General features: G+C 63.9%; 17 protein-coding genes. 8 read left to right on the forward strand and 9 right to left on the reverse strand.

The window, feature by feature from the left end:
- The first annotated feature begins 199 nt into the window (after positions 1 to 199).
- Positions 200 to 1,402, forward strand: coding sequence for a pyridoxal phosphate-dependent aminotransferase (locus tag EN861_RS30725; RefSeq protein ID WP_127279114.1), 1,203 nt, complete (start codon positions 200 to 202; stop codon positions 1,400 to 1,402).
- Positions 1,403 to 1,477: 75 nt separating this feature from the next.
- On the opposite strand, the gene EN861_RS30730 is transcribed toward EN861_RS30725, so the two are convergent.
- Positions 1,478 to 1,873 (reverse strand): cupin domain-containing protein, encoded by a 396-nt coding sequence (locus EN861_RS30730; RefSeq protein ID WP_127279112.1) that lies wholly within the window; start codon positions 1,871 to 1,873, stop codon positions 1,478 to 1,480.
- A gap of 396 nt (positions 1,874 to 2,269) precedes the next feature.
- Here EN861_RS30730 and EN861_RS30735 point away from each other — a divergent pair, with 396 nt between their 5' ends.
- Positions 2,270 to 4,321: an elongation factor G gene (locus tag EN861_RS30735; RefSeq protein WP_135867438.1), complete on the forward strand. Its 2,052-nt coding sequence runs from the start codon at positions 2,270 to 2,272 to the stop codon at positions 4,319 to 4,321.
- A gap of 727 nt (positions 4,322 to 5,048) precedes the next feature.
- Complete coding sequence (locus EN861_RS30740) at positions 5,049 to 5,546, forward strand: isoprenylcysteine carboxylmethyltransferase family protein (protein WP_135867439.1); 498 nt, start codon at positions 5,049 to 5,051, stop codon at positions 5,544 to 5,546.
- Positions 5,547 to 5,567: 21 nt separating this feature from the next.
- Here EN861_RS30740 and EN861_RS30745 read toward each other — a convergent pair whose 3' ends face one another.
- Together EN861_RS30745 and trxB are read right to left on the reverse strand one after the other, a co-directional pair.
- Complete coding sequence (locus tag EN861_RS30745) at positions 5,568 to 6,464, reverse strand: LysR family transcriptional regulator (RefSeq protein WP_127873461.1); 897 nt, start codon at positions 6,462 to 6,464, stop codon at positions 5,568 to 5,570.
- A gap of 91 nt (positions 6,465 to 6,555) precedes the next feature.
- Entirely contained in the window at positions 6,556 to 7,530 is a 975-nt protein-coding gene (gene trxB, locus EN861_RS30750) for a thioredoxin-disulfide reductase (protein WP_135867440.1), read from the reverse strand.
- A gap of 262 nt (positions 7,531 to 7,792) precedes the next feature.
- Between trxB and EN861_RS30755 the strand changes: the two genes are divergently transcribed.
- On the forward strand, positions 7,793 to 8,272 hold the full coding sequence (locus EN861_RS30755) for an Lrp/AsnC family transcriptional regulator (protein ID WP_127873463.1): 480 nt from the start codon (positions 7,793 to 7,795) through the stop codon (positions 8,270 to 8,272).
- 245 nt (positions 8,273 to 8,517) lie between these two features.
- Positions 8,518 to 9,312, forward strand: coding sequence for a glycosyltransferase family 2 protein (locus EN861_RS30760; protein ID WP_127278287.1), 795 nt, complete (start codon positions 8,518 to 8,520; stop codon positions 9,310 to 9,312).
- Here EN861_RS30760 and gmhB read toward each other — a convergent pair.
- From gmhB to EN861_RS30780, 4 genes are all read right to left on the reverse strand, one after another.
- Positions 9,309 to 9,968, reverse strand: a complete 660-nt coding sequence (gene gmhB, locus EN861_RS30765) for a D-glycero-beta-D-manno-heptose 1,7-bisphosphate 7-phosphatase (protein ID WP_135867441.1) — start codon at positions 9,966 to 9,968, stop codon at positions 9,309 to 9,311. The genes EN861_RS30760 and gmhB overlap by 4 nt on opposite strands.
- Positions 9,961 to 10,533, reverse strand: coding sequence for an SIS domain-containing protein (locus EN861_RS30770; protein ID WP_127278285.1), 573 nt, complete (start codon positions 10,531 to 10,533; stop codon positions 9,961 to 9,963). The genes gmhB and EN861_RS30770 overlap by 8 nt, the downstream gene beginning before the upstream one ends.
- Positions 10,534 to 10,541: 8 nt before the next feature.
- Positions 10,542 to 12,035: a D-glycero-beta-D-manno-heptose-7-phosphate kinase gene (gene rfaE1, locus EN861_RS30775; RefSeq protein ID WP_135867442.1), complete on the reverse strand. Its 1,494-nt coding sequence runs from the start codon at positions 12,033 to 12,035 to the stop codon at positions 10,542 to 10,544.
- Between the two features lie 135 nt (positions 12,036 to 12,170).
- Positions 12,171 to 12,803, reverse strand: coding sequence for a LysE family translocator (locus tag EN861_RS30780; RefSeq protein ID WP_127278283.1), 633 nt, complete (start codon positions 12,801 to 12,803; stop codon positions 12,171 to 12,173).
- A 448-nt stretch (positions 12,804 to 13,251) separates the two neighbouring features.
- On the opposite strand from EN861_RS30780, the gene rfaD reads away from it, so the two are divergent.
- From rfaD to waaC, 3 genes are read left to right on the forward strand one after another with little or no spacing between them, the layout of a single operon-like run.
- Positions 13,252 to 14,202 (forward strand): ADP-glyceromanno-heptose 6-epimerase, encoded by a 951-nt coding sequence (rfaD, locus tag EN861_RS30790; protein WP_135867443.1) that lies wholly within the window; start codon positions 13,252 to 13,254, stop codon positions 14,200 to 14,202.
- Positions 14,175 to 15,182 (forward strand): lipopolysaccharide heptosyltransferase II, encoded by a 1,008-nt coding sequence (gene waaF, locus EN861_RS30795; RefSeq protein WP_135867444.1) that lies wholly within the window; start codon positions 14,175 to 14,177, stop codon positions 15,180 to 15,182. The genes rfaD and waaF overlap by 28 nt, the downstream gene beginning before the upstream one ends.
- On the forward strand, positions 15,179 to 16,159 hold the full coding sequence (gene waaC, locus EN861_RS30800; protein ID WP_135867445.1) for a lipopolysaccharide heptosyltransferase I: 981 nt from the start codon (positions 15,179 to 15,181) through the stop codon (positions 16,157 to 16,159). The genes waaF and waaC overlap by 4 nt, the downstream gene beginning before the upstream one ends.
- A gap of 250 nt (positions 16,160 to 16,409) precedes the next feature.
- On the opposite strand, the gene greA is transcribed toward waaC, so the two are convergent.
- Both greA and EN861_RS30815 read right to left on the reverse strand, forming a co-directional pair.
- Positions 16,410 to 16,883, reverse strand: a complete 474-nt coding sequence (greA, locus tag EN861_RS30810; RefSeq protein WP_023671981.1) for a transcription elongation factor GreA — start codon at positions 16,881 to 16,883, stop codon at positions 16,410 to 16,412.
- Positions 16,884 to 17,150: 267 nt separating this feature from the next.
- Positions 17,151 to 17,687 carry a tetratricopeptide repeat protein gene (locus EN861_RS30815; protein WP_127873473.1) on the reverse strand — a complete coding sequence of 179 codons (537 nt, stop codon included), beginning with the start codon at positions 17,685 to 17,687 and terminating at the stop codon, positions 17,151 to 17,153.
- Between the last annotated feature and the right edge of the window lie 112 nt (positions 17,688 to 17,799).

A 17,799-nucleotide genomic window follows, 5' to 3' on the forward strand; every position in this document is an offset into this window, starting at 1 on the left:
ACCTGGCGGAATTGAACCGCGATCCTGCCATGCAAGCCTCTACCGCCCGTTAATGAACTTTCTTTTGCCGATCACGCCTCATTGACCGCGCCACGCCACCTGGCCCAGCCGACAAGGCTTGCGCTGGGGGGAATGATGCGACATGAGAAGCGCCGCGGCCGCTCCTGGCCGCGCCTATCCTTTGGAGAGACAGAAGGTCATGGCCTTTCTTGCCGACACCCTTTCCCGCGTTAAGCCTTCCGCCACCATCGCGGTGACGCAGAAAGCCCGCGAGCTGAAAAATGCCGGCCGGGATATCATTGGCCTTGGCGCCGGCGAGCCCGATTTCGATACGCCCGACAACATCAAGAATGCGGCGATCGAAGCCATTCGCCGTGGCGAGACCAAGTATCCGCCGGTTTCGGGCATCGTGCCGCTGCGCGAGGCGATCGCGAAAAAGTTCAAGCGCGAGAACAATCTCGACTACAAGCCCGAGCAGACCATCGTCGGCACCGGCGGCAAGCAGATCCTGTTCAACGCCTTCATGGCGACACTGAACCCCGGCGACGAGGTCATCATCCCCCGCCCCTACTGGGTCAGCTATCCCGAAATGGTGGCGATCTGTGGCGGCACGTCGGTGTTTGCCGACACTTCGATCGACAACGGCTTCAAGCTGACCCCGGCGGTGCTGGAAAAGGCGATCACGCCGAAGACCAAATGGCTCTTGATGAACTCGCCGTCCAACCCGTCGGGCGCGGCCTATACCCACGCCGAACTGCGCGCGCTGGCCGATGTCCTCCTGAAGCATCCGCATGTCTGGACGCTGACCGACGACATGTACGAGCACCTGACCTATGGCGACTTCGTCTTCAAGACCATCGCCGAGGTCGAGCCGAAGCTCTACGACCGCACCCTGACCATGAACGGCGTCTCGAAAGCCTATGCCATGACCGGCTGGCGCATCGGCTACGCGGCCGGTCCGGTTCAGCTGATCAAGGCGATGGACATGATCCAGGGCCAGCAGACGTCGGGGGCCTGCACCATCGCGCAATGGGCTTCGGTCGAGGCGTTGAACGGCCCTCAGGACTTCATCGCCAAGAACAAGGCGATCTTTCAAGGCAGGCGCGACCTCGTCGTCTCGATGCTCAACCAGGCGCGCGGTATCACCTGCCCGTCGCCGGAAGGCGCCTTCTATGTCTATCCGTCCTGCGCCCAGCTGATTGGCAGGAAGACCAAGGCCGGCAAGGTGATCGACACCGACGAGACCTTCTGCTCGGAACTGCTCGAGGCCGAGGGCGTCGCGGTGGTGTTCGGCTCGGCCTTCGGCCTCGGCCCCAACTTCCGCATCTCCTACGCCACCTCGGAGACGCTGCTGGAGGAAGCCTGCACCCGCATCCAGCGCTTCACGGCATCCCTGACCTGATCTGGTAAGTCCAAAACAAAACCCGGCGTCAACGCTCAGGCGTTACCGCCGGGTTCGTCAATCCAGGCTCAGCACTCAGCCGCCATATTGCGCCGGCGTCACTGCTTCCAGCCAGTCGGCATGGATGCCGTCGAGCGCCTCCTGCATGGCGATATGCGTCATCGCCGATTTCGGCGCCGCGCCATGCCAATGCTTTTCGCCGGGCGCGAAGGAGATGACGTCACCGGCCCTGATCTCCCGGATTGGCCCGTCCCATGTCTGGGCCAGGCCGGCGCCCGCGGTGACATAAAGCGTCTGCCCAAGCGGATGCGTGTGCCAGTGGGTGCGCGCGCCGGGTTCGAAACTGACCAGCGTGGCCCTGAGCCGCGCCGGCGCCTCGGTCTCGATGATCGGCGTCTGCAGAACCCGGCCGGTGAAGTATTTGTCCGGCGCTATGATGGTCGGCACGCTGCCGCAAGCAATTATTTTCATCGTCTGTTCCTGGAACTGGTCGGAGCTGGCGAGGCGCCGGCCCCTTGAAGTCAAATGCATTCTCGGCCCGGATTGGCCCGGACGCAACCGGCCGGGTCGCCCGCTCGGCCTGATTTTTCTTGACTACGAACCTTGCCCGCATGGGACGGCCGCGCTGTTTGCCGGGCGCTCGGTCGAACCGCTCGCGCTCAGCGCCTGAGCCGGCCAGCCGCGCCGGCTTCCTATTTTTCTTGCCCTGCCGGCAAACAAGTGGGACGATGCATCAGGGCAGGTGGACATGAAAAGAACCCCGCCCGCGACGGTCGAACAGGCCGGCCGCCGCTCAGGACCGATTGACCACGCCTGAACCATGCATGCCAGTCGGTCCTACGGGAAACGCCTGAGTGGAGGTCAGCCATGGGTACTCGCGCCGGAGGACGACGCACGGGACCGAAATGCATTGCCATAGTCGGTCCCTTCGCAAGCGGTAAGACGACACTTCTCGAAGCCATATTGGCCCGTACGGGCGCCATCCCCCGCCAGAATCCGGTTTCATCGGGCAACACCGTTTCAGATCATTCGCTCGAGGCCCGCGCCCACGCCATGAGCGTCGAGGCGTCGATCGCCACCACAGAATTCATGGGCGAGCAATTCACCTTCGTCGACTGCCCCGGGTCGATCGAATTCTCCTTCGAGGCCGAACCGGTACTGGCGGCCTGCGATGTCGCGGTGGTCGTGGCCGAGGCCGACGAAAAAAAGATTCCAGCCCTGCAGCTCATCATGCGCAAGCTTGACGATCTCGGCGTGCCACGCATCCTGTTCCTCAACAAGGTCGACAAGGCGATCGCGGGCGTGCGCGACACGCTGAAGATGCTGCAGCCGACAAGCGCGGCGCCGCTGCTTCTGCGCCAGATTCCGCTGCGCAAGGACGGCGTCGTCATCGGCTCGATCGATCTGGCGCTGGAGCGCGCCTACATCTACCGCGAGTACGCCGAGAGCGAGGTGGCCGAGATACCCGGCGACGACAAGGCGCGCGAACTGGAGGCGCGCTTCTCCATGCTGGAGACGCTGGCCGACCATGACGACCAGCTGATGGAGCAGTTGCTCGAGGAGATCGAGCCGCCCAGGGACGCGATCTTCGACGATCTCGCCGCCGATCTGCGCGACGGCGCGGTGACACCGGTGCTGATCGGCACCGCCGAGAAAGGCAATGGCGTGCTGCGCCTGTTGAAGACGATCCGCCACGACGCGCCCGACATCGAGGCGACCCGCAAGCGGCTCGGTGCCCCGGACGGCAACGCGACGGTGGTCCAGGTGATGAAGACCATCCACACGCCGCATGGCGGCAAGCTGTCGGTGTCGCGCATTCTGTCGGGCCAGGTCGCCGACGGCTTGGAACTGTGGCTGCCCGGCGGCGACACCGCCAAGGTTTCCGGCATCTACAGGATGCTGGGCAAGGACCAGGTCAAGCTGACCGCCGCCAGAACCGGCGACACCGTGGCGCTCGGCAAGCTGGACGCGGTCAAGACGGGCCAGACGCTCAGCTCCGCCAAGGGAGGCATCAAACAGCTCTTCGATGTCGAGCCGCCGCAGCCGGTCTTCGCCTTCGCGCTGCGCCCCAAGGAGCGCAAGGACGAGGTCAAGATGTCGGCGGCCATCCAGCGCCTGGCCGAGGAAGACCCCTCGCTCAGCCTGCGCCAAAACCAGGACTCGGCCGAGACCGTGCTGTCGGGTCACGGAGAGATGCATCTGCGCGTGGTGCGCGAGCGGCTGGAGGGCAAGAACCAGATACCGGTCGAAGGCCATGCGCCGGCGGTGCCCTATCGCGAGACGATCCGCAAACCGGTGCAGCAGCGCGGCCGTCACAAGAAACAGTCGGGCGGCCACGGCCAGTTCGGCGATGTGGTGATCGAGATCAAGCCGCTGCCGCGCGGCTCCGGCTTCCAGTTCACCGACACCATCACCGGCGGCGTCGTGCCCAAGACCTACATCCAGTCGGTCGAGACCGGCATACGCGACTATCTGAAGACCGGCCCGCTCGGCTTCCCCGTGGTTGACGTCGCGGTCAACCTGTCGGACGGCTCCTACCATGCGGTCGATTCCTCCGACATGGCGTTCCAGATGGCGGCAAAGCTCGCCATGAAGGAAGGCATGGCCGCCTGCTCGCCGGTGCTTCTGGAGCCGGTGATGAAGATCGAGATCGTCACGCCGTCGGACGCGACATCGAAGATCATCGCGCTGATCCCGCAGCGGCGCGGCCAGATCCTCGGCTATGACGCGCGGCCCGATTGGCCCGGATGGGATGTCGTCGAGGCGACCATGCCGCAGGCCGAGATCGGTGATCTGATCATCGAGTTGCGGTCGGCCACTTCAGGCGTTGCCAGCTACCGCGCCGCCTTCGACCATATGGCCGAGCTGACTGGCCGTCTCGCCGACGAGGCGATGAACGCCAACGGCAAGGCCGCCTGATTTCACTCGTTTCATGAGAAGCCCCCTCGAAGGATCGAGGGGGCAAAAACCAAAAACGGCGCCCGGGGGGCCGGACGCCGTTTTGTTGTGCGGACCGTTTTCTTGGGAGGAGAAACGGCAGGTCCGCCGCATGTAGGTCGCCGAACTTCGGCGGAAAAGGTTCGGACGCGGTAGCCGCCTGAGCCCGGGCCGTACGAGTGATGCCCCCATCTCCCGTCCGAACCACACCGCGTCCTAGCATCTACATAGCAGCGGAAGGCATCGTTGTCATGTTACCAGAGGTTACATGACACTGTTACGTGGCAATTCTGATGAAATTTTCGCTCGTCCCGCCCGGGTCCGGGCAACAAAAAAGCCGGATCAACGAAGATCCGGCTGAGTTTGATTGGAAGTGCCTGTTAAGGCTAACCTCCAGAGGGGAACACTCGAGGGCGCTAATGGGAGGAGAACGCGCCCAGGAGATGACCTATATATGTGCTCATCATGCCCAAGAAACAAGCATCTATTTTGCAACACACGCATGCAAAAAGGCACAGGCTGTGGTCCAACCCATTTGGGGAGCCAATAGGACCAGCAGAATCGTGAAAATGAAGCGTACTTTCGGGTCATTCTCGTCTCGAAAACGCCAATCCCAACCGATTTTGTTCCCAAAATGCCGAAAAACACTGATGATGTGGAATGAGGCACCGGCGGTTCAATTCCAAGGCAGTCAAGCGGAGATCAACCAATGCGTAGGTTTTCGGCGATTGCCGGCAGCGGCATTTTCCTGATTGCTGCCCCCGGCGTGGTCGCCGGGCTGATTCCCTGGCTGCTCAGCGAGCGCTGGAGCCTGCCATGGTCGCCCCTGCCCGGCCTTGTCGTCGCCGGCGGCGTCCTCATTGTCGCCGCGGCCGCCGTGCTGCTACATGCCTTCGCCCGCTTCGCACTGGAGGGGCTGGGCACGCCGGCCCCCGTCGCACCAACCGAAAGACTGGTGATCGGCGGCATCTACCGCCATGTCCGCAATCCCATGTATGTCGCCGTGCTGTCGATCATTATCGGCCAGGCGCTGTTGTTCTCGAGCTGGTCGATCGCCACCTACGCGGCGATCGCGGCGGCTGAAATGGTGACCTTCGTCAAGCTCTATGAGGAGCCGACGCTCGCCGGCCGCCATGGCGCCGAATACAAAGCCTACCGCCACAACGTACCGGGGTGGCTGCCGCGGATTACGCCCTGGAAAGGATAGGCTCGCGGAGCTGACCCTGGATCAGAAGGACCAGCTTCTGGCCTTGGCGATGATGAAGTCGCGGAACACGTGCAGCTTGGCCTGGTTCTTCATCGCGTCGGGATAGGCGAAATAGGTGTCGAAGGACGGCACCTCGGTTTCCGGCAAAAGCTGCACCAGGCCGGAATCCTTGCTGATCACATAGTCCGGCAGCATGGCGATGCCGGCGCCGCCCTGCACGGCGCGCTTGATCGACAGGATGTCGTTGATCTGCAGTGTCGGCACGCGCCGGCCGCTCTCGAAATCACCGACCGTCTCCAGCCAGTTCAACTCCGACAGATGCGACGGCACAGGCAGGCCGAAGGTGACGATGCGATGGCTTCTCAACTCTGCGATCGAGCCCGGCTTGCCGTATTTGGCGACATAGGACGGTGCCGCGTAGAGATGGAAATGCACGGTGAACAGGCGGCGCTGGATCAGGTCCGGCTGTTGCGGCTGGCGCAGCCGGATGGCGCAATCGGCCTGGCGCATGGTGAGGTCGAGCTCCTCGTTGGCGAGGATCAGCTGCAGGCTGATTTCGGGGTAGAGTTCGATGAACTCCTGCACCCGCTCGGTCAGCCAGCCGGCGCCGAGGCCGACGGTCGTCGTCACCCTGAGCACACCGGACGGGCGGTCCTTGGTCTCGGTCAGCCGCGACTTGATGGTTTCCAGCTTCATCAGCACGTCATGCGCCGTGCGGAACAGCATCTCGCCCTGTTCGGTCAGCACAAGGCCGCGTGCATGACGATTGAACAGCGGCACGCCGACATCATGTTCGAGCGCGCTCACCTGTCTCGATATCGCCGATTGCGACAGATGCAGCGTCTCGGCCGCATGCGTAAACGACCCCGCTTCCGCCGCAGCGTGAAACACGCGTAGCTTGTCCCAGTCCAACGCCATGATTTCCCCTCGTTCCGGTTGGCGTTTGAATGAAAAATCAGGCTTTTACACGGCGCTTCTAAGCCGTTTTTTTAACAGTTTTGCGAGCCGCCTATTCCGCTGCCTCGCGATGCACCTCGATGCCGGCCAGATACTTTTCCGCTTCGAGCGCGGCCATGCAGCCGAGCCCCGCCGCCGTCACTGCCTGACGGTAGATATCGTCGGTCACGTCGCCGGCCGCGAACACGCCAGGCACGTCGGTGCGCGTCGAATCCGGCGCTGTCCACAGATAGCCGTTCGGCTTCTGCTTCAGCTTGCCGGCGAACAGCTCGACCGCGGGCGCATGGCCGATGGCCACGAAGACGCCGTCGACCTTGAGGTGGCTCTCGGCACCGGTCACGGCATGCCTGAGCTTCAGCCCCTCCACCGAAGGCGGCAGCGGTGCCTTGCCGGGGCGGCCGGTGATCTCGTCGACGATCGTGTCCCAGATGACGCGGACATTGTCCTTCTTCAACAGCCGCTCGCGCAGGATGCGCTCGGCACGGAAGTCCGAGCGCCTGTGAATGACGGTGACGCTCTTGGCGAGGTTGGACAGATAGAGCGCCTCTTCCACCGCCGAATTGCCGCCGCCGACCACCGCGACATCCTTGCCGCGATAGAAGAAGCCGTCGCAGGTGGCGCAGGCCGAAACGCCGAAGCCCATGAAGTCCTGCTCGGTGGGAATGCCCAGCCACTTGGCTTGTGCGCCGGTGGCGATGATCAACGCGTCGGCCGTGTAGGTCGTGCCGGAATCGCCCTTGGCGCGGAACGGCCGCACATTGAGGTCGACCTCGGTGATGATGTCGTTGATGATGTCAGTGCCGACATGCTCGGCCTGCTTGAGCATCTGCTCCATCAGCCACGGCCCCTGGATCGGGTCGGCGAAGCCGGGATAGTTTTCGACGTCCGTGGTGATCATCAGCTGACCGCCCTGCTGCAGGCCGGCGACGAGCATCGGCTTCAGCATGGCGCGCGCGGCATAGACCGCCGCCGTATAGCCGGCCGGACCGGAACCGATGATGAGAACGGGCGCATGCTTGGTGGTCATTTGGAGCCTCTGCGGGGCGGACACGAGTGTGCCTTGGAAAAAGACGTGGAATGTAGCGCTTAATGTAAGGGCTGCCAGCCACGCCAGCAAGACGAGCGAACCGTCGTCCCCGGAAAGCTTCGGCCCGTGTGGATATTCGCGCGATCAGCGCTTTTCGTTACCTGTCCAAAATCGCGTCGACGAGGGCTGGCTTCGACACAAAAGTCGTTTAATTACAAAATCGCGAAAGATTCTTGCGCCACACTGATCATCGAGAACCCTAATGCCCCTCAAGGCCGATCTTGACGCCATCGACTGGAAGATCCTGCGCGAGCTTCAGTCGGACGGGCGCATGACCAATGTCGAGCTCTCGAACCGCGTCGGCATTTCGGCCCCGCCCTGCCTGCGCCGGGTCAAGCGGCTAGAGGAAGCCGGTATCATCCGTGGCTATCGCGCGCTGCTCAACGCCCCGGCGCTCGGCCTCGATGTCGTCGCCTTTTGCCTGGTCGGGCTGCATCACCAGGCCGATGCCGAACTGCGCATCTTCGCCGACCGCACGCGCGGCTGGCCGATCGTGCGCGATGCCTGGATGGTGTCGGGCGAGTCCGATTTCCTGCTGCATTGCGTGGCAAGCGACCTCGGCAGCTTCCAGACCTTCGTCATCGAGGAACTGACCTCGACGCCGAACGTCGACACGGTGCGCACCGCGCTCACCATTCGTCGCGTCAAGGATGAGGGTTTGGTGTCGTTCGAACGACCCTGAGGCCAGCCGACGCCCGCGCGATAGGCGAATTCCTGACCTTCGCCACACCGGCGCCGCGTTGGTATTCGAAAGACGTTGATATACAAGGCTGAACGGCTCTGCCGGACTTCACTGCTTGACTGGGCGCTTGACTGGTTTCTCAAGCCATTCCAGAAAAAATGTGTAACGGTTTTCCGCCCGGAATTGCTTGAGAACAGATGGCGCGAGCACGTGAAATCCGGAAGAATCCGCATGAGAAGGGGACCATGACCCGTTTTGCAAGCCCGGTCTCGGCGCTCATCATCTGCGTGAACGAGGCCGATATGATCGGCCCGTGCCTGGAAAGCATCGATTTCTGCGCCGAGATCATCATCGTCGATTCCGGCTCGACGGACGGCACCGTCGAATGCGTGAAAAGCTATATCGCCAAGGGCTATCCGATAACGCTGCTGCACAATGACTGGCCGGGGTTCCCCCGCCAGCGGCAATTCGCGCTCGACCATGCCAACCAGCCCTGGTGCCTTTCGATCGACCCGGACGAGCGCGTCGACGGCCGGCTGCGGCAGTCGATCGTGGCCATCACCCAGGCGGCCGGCGGCAAGGCCAGCGGATGGTACATGCGCCGCCGCGACTGGCTGAAGGGCTACGGCTATGCCCATCGCTGGGTCCTGCACAACAGGCTGCTCAGGCTTTTCCGCAGGGAAGGCGCCACCATGGATCTCACCGCGCGGGTGCATGAATCCGTTCGCGTGCCGGGCGAGACCGACACGATCGAGGACGGTGTCTTGCTGCATCGCCGTGAAATATCGGTCGAGGAGGATCTTGCCCGGGCCAACGCCTATTCCAGCCTCAAGGCGGTCACGCTGGTCGAGAAAGGCAAGAAGCCCGGCCTGGTGCGGCTGGTGCTGTCACCGTTCGGCAACTTCCTGAAATTCTACCTGGCCAAGCGCTACTTCCTGTGCGGCCGCCACGGCTTCGTCTACTCGATGTCGGTGATGATCTATTCCTTCGCCACCGAGGCCAAGCTCTACGAAGCCTCGCAGCGCGACGATAAGGCCTAGGCCGGCAGGCCGCGGTCCCGACCGAGCGTCTCCACGGCCGCGAGCAGGCCGCCGAGATCGCGGTCGTCATGCAAGCGCCTGATGGCGAAGCCAGGCTGAAGTGCCCCCTCACCGTCGACCAGCCAGCCCTGCGCCAGGCCCGCGCGTTGGCCCGCCTGCATGTCGGCCAGCTTGTCGCCGACCATCAGGGAGCGCTGGAGATCGAGATCAAGGCGCCTGCCCGCCTCGATCAGCATGCCCGGATTGGGCTTGCGCATCGGATGATCGGCAACAGCGAGAAGCCCGACGCCAGCCTCGTGATAGGCGCAGGCCAGCACCATGTCGACGAACACACCCTGCCCGTTCAGCAACTCGACCACGCGGGCGTTCACCTTGGCGAAAACGTCCCAGCCGAAATAGCCGCGCGCGATGCCGGACTGGTTGGTGACGACGATCACCGGTATCCCCCTCCGGTTGGCGGCGGCGATCGCCGGCAGCATCCGTCGCCTGAGCTCGATCTCGGCCGGATCGCTGGGATAGTCGGTGTCGACATTGATGGTGCCGTCGCGGTCGAGGAACAGCGCCGGCGAGCGTACCGGGAAAACCCGGCCGCCGATCCGCTCCACCCAGAGCCCCGGTTCGGTCAGCGGGTGCGGCGTCCCGATCCCGTCAGCCATTCGACAGGCGCGCTTCGACCACCTCGCACAGATAGTGATAGAGGCACAAATGGCCTTGCTGGATGATCGGCGTCGAGGTCGAAGGTACGTTGAGCAGGATGTCGGTGAGCGGCTTCAGCTTGCCACCGGTGTCGCCGGTCAGGCTGATCACCGTCATGTCCATCATGCGCGCCTGTTCGGCGGCGGCAAGGATGCTCGGCGAATTGCCGCTGGTCGAGATCGCCAGAAGCACGCCGCCTGCGGCCCCATGCGCTTCGACCTGGCGTGAAAACACCGTGTCGAATCCGTAATCATTGCCCCAGGCGGTCAGCATCCCGGCATTGGCCGGCAGCGCAATCACATTGTAGGCCTTGCGCTCCTTCAGGAAGCGGCCGACCAGTTCGGTGGCGATATGGATGGCGTCGCTGGCCGAGCCGCCATTGCCGCAGACCAGCAAGGCCTTTCCGGAGGAAAGCGCCGACACGACGGCACTCGCCGCACGCTCCATCTCGCTGGTCAGATCTCGCTCGACCGTGGCAGTGATGGCGGCCGCCGAGCGGACCAGATAGTCGTTCAATTCGGACATGAGATCCCTCAGTTGGTGGCGCCGCCGGCGCGCAGTTTGCCGATCGTGCCGGTGGTGCTCTTGCCGGCGACGAGGTCGACCAGCACGACGCGGCCGCCCGCCTTCTGCACCACATCGGCGCCGACCACGGTGTCGATCGTGTAGTCGGCGCCCTTGACCAGTATGTCGGGCAGAAGCGCTTCGATCAGCGCCAGCGGCGTATCCTCCTCGAACACCACCACGGCATCGACGGAAGCGAGCGCGGCGAGCACGCAGGCGCGGTCATGCTGGTCGTTGACCGGGCGGCCCGGCCCTTTCAGCCGGCGCACGGAAGCATCGCTGTTGAGGCCGAGCACCAGCCGGTCGCACTGGCTGCGCGCCGCGTGCAGCAGGCTGACATGGCCGGCATGCAGGATGTCGAAGCAGCCATTGGTGAAGCCGACGCTCAGCCCCTCCGCCTTCCATGCCGTCACCATGCGCGCGGCCGAGGCGGCGTCGAGGATAGCGTCCTTGTGGGCGGTCGGACCATGCGAGCGGAACAGGGCGCCGGTGAGTTCCTCGACGCTCAGCCGCGCGGTGCCGCGCTTGCCGACCACGACGCCGCCGGCGGCGTTGGCGATGGAGGCCGCGGCGACAGGATCGGCGCCGGCTGCAAGCGCCAGCGCGAAGGTCGCGATCACCGTATCGCCGGCGCCCGAGACGTCGAACACCTCGCGCGCCTGGGTGGCGATGTGGCGCGCCTCCTCGGGGCCGACCACGCTCATGCCCTTTTCGCTGCGGGTGGCGACGACGAAGTCGAAGCCGTGCGCCGAAATCAGTTCCCGCGCAGCCGCCACGATCTCGTCATCGGCGAACACCGCATGGCCGACGGCCTCGCCGAGTTCCTTGCGGTTGGGGGTGACGGCGGTCGCGCCGGCATAGCGCGCATAGTCGCGGCCCTTCGGGTCGACAAGCACCGGCTTGCCCGCCTCCCGGCAGATGGCGATCAGTTCGGCGGCGACGCCGTCCAGCAAGATGCCCTTGCCGTAATCGGACAGGATGACGATGTCCGCCTGTTGCAGCGCGTCCCGGAAACGGCGGATCAGCTCAGCCCGTTCCGCCTCGCCGAGCGGCCTGATCTCTTCTTCGTCGAAGCGCAGCACCTGCTGGTTGAGCGCGCTGAAGCGGCTCTTCGACGAGGTCATGCGGCCGCGCTGCTGTGAAAGGCCAGCTGTCTCTGCGCCAAGCTCGCCCAGCATCCGCGCCAGGCTGTCGCCGGCGGGATCAGTGCCGATCACCGAGACCGGAATGGCGCGCGCGCCAAGCGAGACGATGTTGGCCACGACATTGCCGGCGCCACCCATGGCCGAGCTTTCGCCGCGCCCGTGCAGCACTGGGATCGGCGCTTCCGGCGAAATCCGCTCGATGACGCCATTGACGAAGCGGTCGAGGATGAAGTCGCCGACCACCAGCACGGCGATGTCGCCGAAGCGCGCGATGGCGCGGTGCAGGGGCTCGGGAGAAGGCGGATTGTGCTTGATCATGTCATCTGCCACGCGCGGGAAACGCCGATCTCAGATAGGTCGAAACACCAGATTTGCGAGGCCGGTCGGTCATGCCTGCCGATATACCGCAATTCGGCGCAGCGCAACGCCGGGGCGGAGGCAAACCCGGACCGGTCAGGTTTTCTGCAGGGCGACGTGGACGCCGAGCCCGACCAGCACCGCGCCGCCGGCCCGCTGCATCAGCCGCTGCGCCCGGCTCGAACGGCGCAGCCGGCCGATCACCAGGCCGGCCAGGAACACGCACACGACATCGGCCGAGGAGAACATCAGGTTGACGATGGTGCCCAGCACGACGAACTGCAGCCACACCGGCAAGGCCGCGGAGGCATCGATGAACTGCGGCAGGAACGCCATGAAGAATATCGCGGTCTTGGGATTGAGCACCTCGACGGCGATGCTCTCGAAGAACGCTCGGCATGCCGATTTGCGCTCGATCGCCGGCAGCGCCACGTCGCCCTCCACGCGCTTGCGAAACAGCGAGATGCCGAGCCAGATCAGGTACAGCGCGCCGACCAGCTTGACCGCCATGTAGAGCGGCGGAACGGCATGGAACAGCACCGACAGGCCGGCGGCGGCGGCAAAGACATGCACATAGCCGCCGAGGTGAATGCCGAGTGCCGCCGTCAGCCCCGACCAGCGTCCGCGCGCCATGGTCTGCGCGGCGGCGTAGAGCATGGCCGGACCCGGAATATAGGCGAAGATCGCCGTGGTGGCGAAAAACGCGATCAGCAGTTCGGTCGACGGCATTTTTTGTTCCTTTGTCGTTGGGTCTATGACAGGCAGCGCTTACTAACTTCAGCCCTTCGTCTCGTTTTGGCGATACCACAAATGTTGGGTGTCTTCGAATTCGACCTATGACCTTTTTCTGGCGTTGGCGCTGCCCCTCACCTGCCTGCCGGCATCCTCTCCCCGTATAGAGACGGGGAGAGGGACGCTGTCATCGATGGTTTCGCCAATTTTCAACGTTGCAAGAGAAGGCGGCGAGGTTGCGTCCAGTTTCTTCTCCCCGTCACTATACGGGGAGAAGGTGCCGGCAGGCGGATGAGGGGCGGCGCTGCCCTGACGTGATTGTCAGCAAGAATCCTATGGCGACTCGCTAGACAGCAGCTTTGGGCCTAATCACGGATCCTGCTTTGTCGACAGCCCGGCCAGCCTCCCTTATAAGGACCGGAATCGCACGCAACCAGAGGCCTTCATGATCATCGTCACGGGCGGCGCCGGCATGATCGGCTCCAACATCGTCGCCGCGCTCAATGCGGAAGGTCATGACGACATCCTGGTCGTCGACGACCTCACCGACGGCCACAAGATCGCCAACTTGGCCGATCTCAGCATTGCCGACTATCTCGACAAGGACGACCTCCTGGCCCACATGGAAGCCGGCTCGCTCGGCCGCATCGAGGCAGTCTTTCATCAGGGGGCTTGCTCGACCACCACCGAATGGAACGGCAAGTTCATGATGGACGTGAACTACGCCTATTCGAAACAGCTGCTGCATGCCTGCCAGGCGCTGCGCGTGCCCTTTCTCTACGCTTCCTCGGCTTCGGTCTATGGCGGCGGATCCGAATTTCGTGAGGAGCCGGCGTTTGAACGGCCACTCAACGTCTATGCCTATTCCAAGAAACTCTTCGACGACTATGTCAGGCGCACGGTGTTCGACAGCGATCATTCGCAGGTCGCGGGGCTGCGCTACTTCAATGTCTATGGCCCGCGCGAGGCGCATAAGGGCGCCATGGCCTCGGTCGCCTTCCATCTGTTCAACCAGGTCGAGCGCGGCGAAAATCCGAAGCTGTTCGGCGCCCATGACGGCTTCGGACCGGGCGAGCAAAGCCGCGATTTCATCCATGTCGGCGATGTCGCCGACGTCAATCTGTGGCTATGGAAGCGTGGCGCGAGCGGCATCTTCAACTGCGGCACCGGCCGCGCCCAGCCGTTCCGCGCCATCGCCGAAACGGTCATCGACGCGCTGGGCAAGGGCGAGATCGAGTTCATAGAATTCCCCGACCATCTCAAGGGCAGCTACCAGAGTTTTACCCAGGCTGATATGTCCCGCTTGCGCGCGGCCGGCTATAACGGGCAATTCCGCACAGTGGAAACCGGCGTCAGAGACTATGTCGAATGGCTGAAAGCCCAACGATCCTCGTGATCGGCCCACGCTGGGTGGGCGATATGGTGATGGCGCAGTGCCTGTTCTCGGCGCTGAAGGAGCTCCATCCCAACGCCGCGATCGATGTGCTGGCGCCCGCCTGGGCGGCACCTCTGGTCAAGCGCATGCCGGAGATCCGCCAGCAGATCGACTTTCCGCTGAAGCCCGGCACGCTCGAATTCAGCCATCGCCGCCGCTTCGGCCGCCTGCTGCGCGGCCGCTACGACTTGGCCTATGTGCTGCCAGGCAGCTGGAAGTCGGCGCTGATCCCGTTCTTTGCCCGCATTCCGCGCCGTTTCGGCAATCTGCGCGAAATGCGCTATGGCCTTTTGACCGACATCGTACCATTGCCCGACGCCGTGAAACGGCGCACCGCGCAGGCCTATTTCGGCCTCGCCCAGGGCGGCAGTTTCCGCGCACCCCGGCTGACCGTGGACGCGAAAAACCAGGCCGCCCTGCTCGACCGCTTCGGTCTGGCGCCGCAAAAATTCGTGGCCCTGATGCCCGGTGCCGAGTTCGGCCCGGCCAAGCGCTGGCCAAGCGAAAGCTATGCCGGCCTTGCCCGCGAATTCATGGGCAAGGGACTGAAGGTCGCCCTGTTCGGCTCGAAGAACGACCGCGACGTGACGGCCGAAATCGCCGCATTGGCCCCCGGCGTCGTCGACCTCGCCGGCCAGACGCGGCTGGAGGACGCCATCGACCTGATCGCGGCCGCCCGGCTCGCGGTCTCCAACGACAGCGGGCTCATGCATGTCGCGGCCGCCGTCGGCACGCCGATCGTTGCCGTCTACGGCTCGACCTCGCCTGAAAATACGCCGCCACTGGCGGAACGGCGCGAACTGGTCTGGCTCGGCCTGTCCTGCTCGCCTTGCCACCAGAAAATCTGTCCGCTCGGCCACCTTAACTGCCTCAAGACATTGGAAGTCGGGCGGGTCGCCGCGGCGGCGGACCGGCTGCTGGAAGTTCCGGCCGCGGCATGAAGGTGCTGATCGTCAAGACATCGTCGATGGGCGATGTCATCCACACCTTTCCGGCACTCGAGGATGCCTGCCGCGCGCGGCCTGATATCGCTTTCGACTGGTGCGTGGAGGAGGCGTTTGCCGGCATCGTCGCGCTGCATCCGGCGATCGGCACCATCCACACGGTGGCGATAAGGCGCTGGCGAAAGAGCCTCTTCGACACGAACACCTGGCGCCAGGCGGCGGCCCTGCGCCGTGCCTTGCGCGCCTGCCGATATGATCTCGTCGTCGATGCGCAAGGCCTGCTGAAATCGGCCCTGGTGGCACGCCAGGCGCGTGCGCCGATCGCCGGCTTCGACCGGTCGAGCGCGCGCGAACCCTCGGCGACGCTGTTCTACGACGTCCCCTACGCCGTGCCGCGCGACCTGCACGCCATCGAGCGGACAAGGCGGCTGTTCGGGTTGGCGCTCGGCTACCGGCCCGATCTTTCGACGCTCGACTCCGGCATCGTCGCACCGATGGGCACGATCGCCGGCATCGACGGAAAAGCGGCCTTCCTGCTGCACGGCACCAGCCGCGAGGACAAGAAATGGCCTGCCGAGGACTGGATCGGAACCGCCCGCCTGCTGGTCGAGCGCGGCATGACGCCGGTCACCACCTGGTCGAACGAACGGGAGAAGGCCGTGGCCGAAGCGATCGCCAAGGCCGTGCCATCCACGGTCGTGCTGCCCAAATCGCCGCTGGCCGACATCGCAGCCATTCTCGGCCGCTCGACGCTCGTCATCGGCGCCGATACGGGATTGACCCACCTCGCCAGCGCCTTCGGCCTGCCGACGGTGGCGGTATTTTTGGCAACTGAACCGGGTTTGACCGGGCCGCGTGGGCAATATGCATCGACGCTGCTGGCAGCGTCCGGCGCGCGCGTGACGCCGGCGCAGGTGGTGGCGGAAGCGGAACGACTTTTAGAGCTTAGCCGGGCAAATACCCGGAAATACTGACTTTTCGACCGAACGATTGGAAAGGCCAGCGCCGCCCCTCATCTGCCTGCCGGCATCTTCTCCCCGTATAGTGACGGGGAGAAGGGGCTGAAATACGCGGTCGGTGCCAGCCACTTGGCGAAATCATCGATGACAGCGTCTTTCTCCCCGTCACTATACGGGGAGAAATGCCCGGCAGGGCAATGAGGGGCGGCGCAAACCTTCGCGCGGATAGCGCCTGTCAGCGCGGAGCCTCACCCAGCCGACGCCCTCAGATAAACTGCACCTGGACGATTTCGTACCCGCGTGCGCCACCAGGCGCATTGACCTCGATGGCGTCGCCGACTTCCTTGCCGATCAGCGCGCGCGCGATGGGCGAAGAGATCGAGATGCGGCCGGACTTCACGTCGGCTTCCTGGTCGCCGACGATCTGGTAGGTCTTCTTCTCCTCGGTGTCCTCGTCGACCAGCACCACGGTGGCGCCGAACTTGACCTTGTCGCCGCTGAGCTTGGTGACGTCGATCACCTCGGCGCGCGCGATATAATCCTCGAGCTCGTTGACGCGGCCCTCATTGAGGCTCTGCGCCTCTTTCGCGGCATGGTATTCGGCATTTTCGGACAGGTCGCCATGCGAGCGCGCCTCGGAGATCGCCTCGATGATGCGCGGCCGCTCTTCCTGCTGGCGCCAACGCAGTTCTTCCTTCAATGACGCGAACCCCTCGCCTGTCATCGGGACCTTGTTCATAGTGCCTGACCTTTCCTGCCGCCGCCCCCGCGTTTCGGGGGAAGCCTTGTCGTTGGGTACAAAAAGAAAACGGTCCGGCAGCCTCGGGCTAACGGAACCGTTTCACCGCAATTTCCCTGAATATAGCAATCTTTGCGGGCTTTTCACGCTCAAAAATCGGTTTTGCAAAAATCATCCCTTCTTTTGTCAGCGAAGGTGGCTATGGAATGGAGCGAACAAAAACGGCCGCGATCGCTCGCGGCCGCTTCGAGAAACCATGGTGCCCGATCAGCTCCTCATGAAATGTTCGATCTGCTCGGACAGCATGCCGTATTCGCGCGAACCCTTGCCGGTGCGCTTTTCGATCTCCGTCAGCTGCTGCTGGGCGCCGGCCAGGTCACCGATCTGCAGATGCGCCTCGCCGAGATATTCGCGCACCAGCGTGTAATTCGGGTCGATGCGCAGCGCTTCCTCGTAGTAGCCGAGGCCGACGGTAACGCGGCCGGAATGGCGGTGCGAATAGCCGAGATAGTTGAGGATGCGCGGATCCTGCTTGTTGGCGGCCAGAACGAGAACCGAGATCGCCTCGTCGTAGCGGCCGGCCATCGCCAGTGCATGGCCCGCATCATAAATGCTGTCGTCGTCCAGCATGCCTTCCTTGGGCGGCACGCATTTCTGCTTCTTCTTATCCCAGACCTCGCCCTTTTTGCATTGGGTGACAGTCTGGTCGCTGCCACCGCTGCTGCCGGCGGCAAACGCCGGAACGGCGAGGAACTGCAGAGCGACAAGCGCGCTCGCCGCCTGGATAAGCACTCTTTTATGCATGGAAACCTCCTGAGGCTGTGACAATGCCACACTAACGCCGAGCAGTCCGCGTTTCATCCCGGAAAAAAGCCCGCCTGGAGAACATGAGGTGACGGATGCCGCAAATCCGGTA

Origin of the sequence: Mesorhizobium sp. M8A.F.Ca.ET.218.01.1.1, from assembly GCF_004791165.1 — a bacterium.
Lineage (GTDB): Bacteria > Pseudomonadota > Alphaproteobacteria > Rhizobiales > Rhizobiaceae > Mesorhizobium.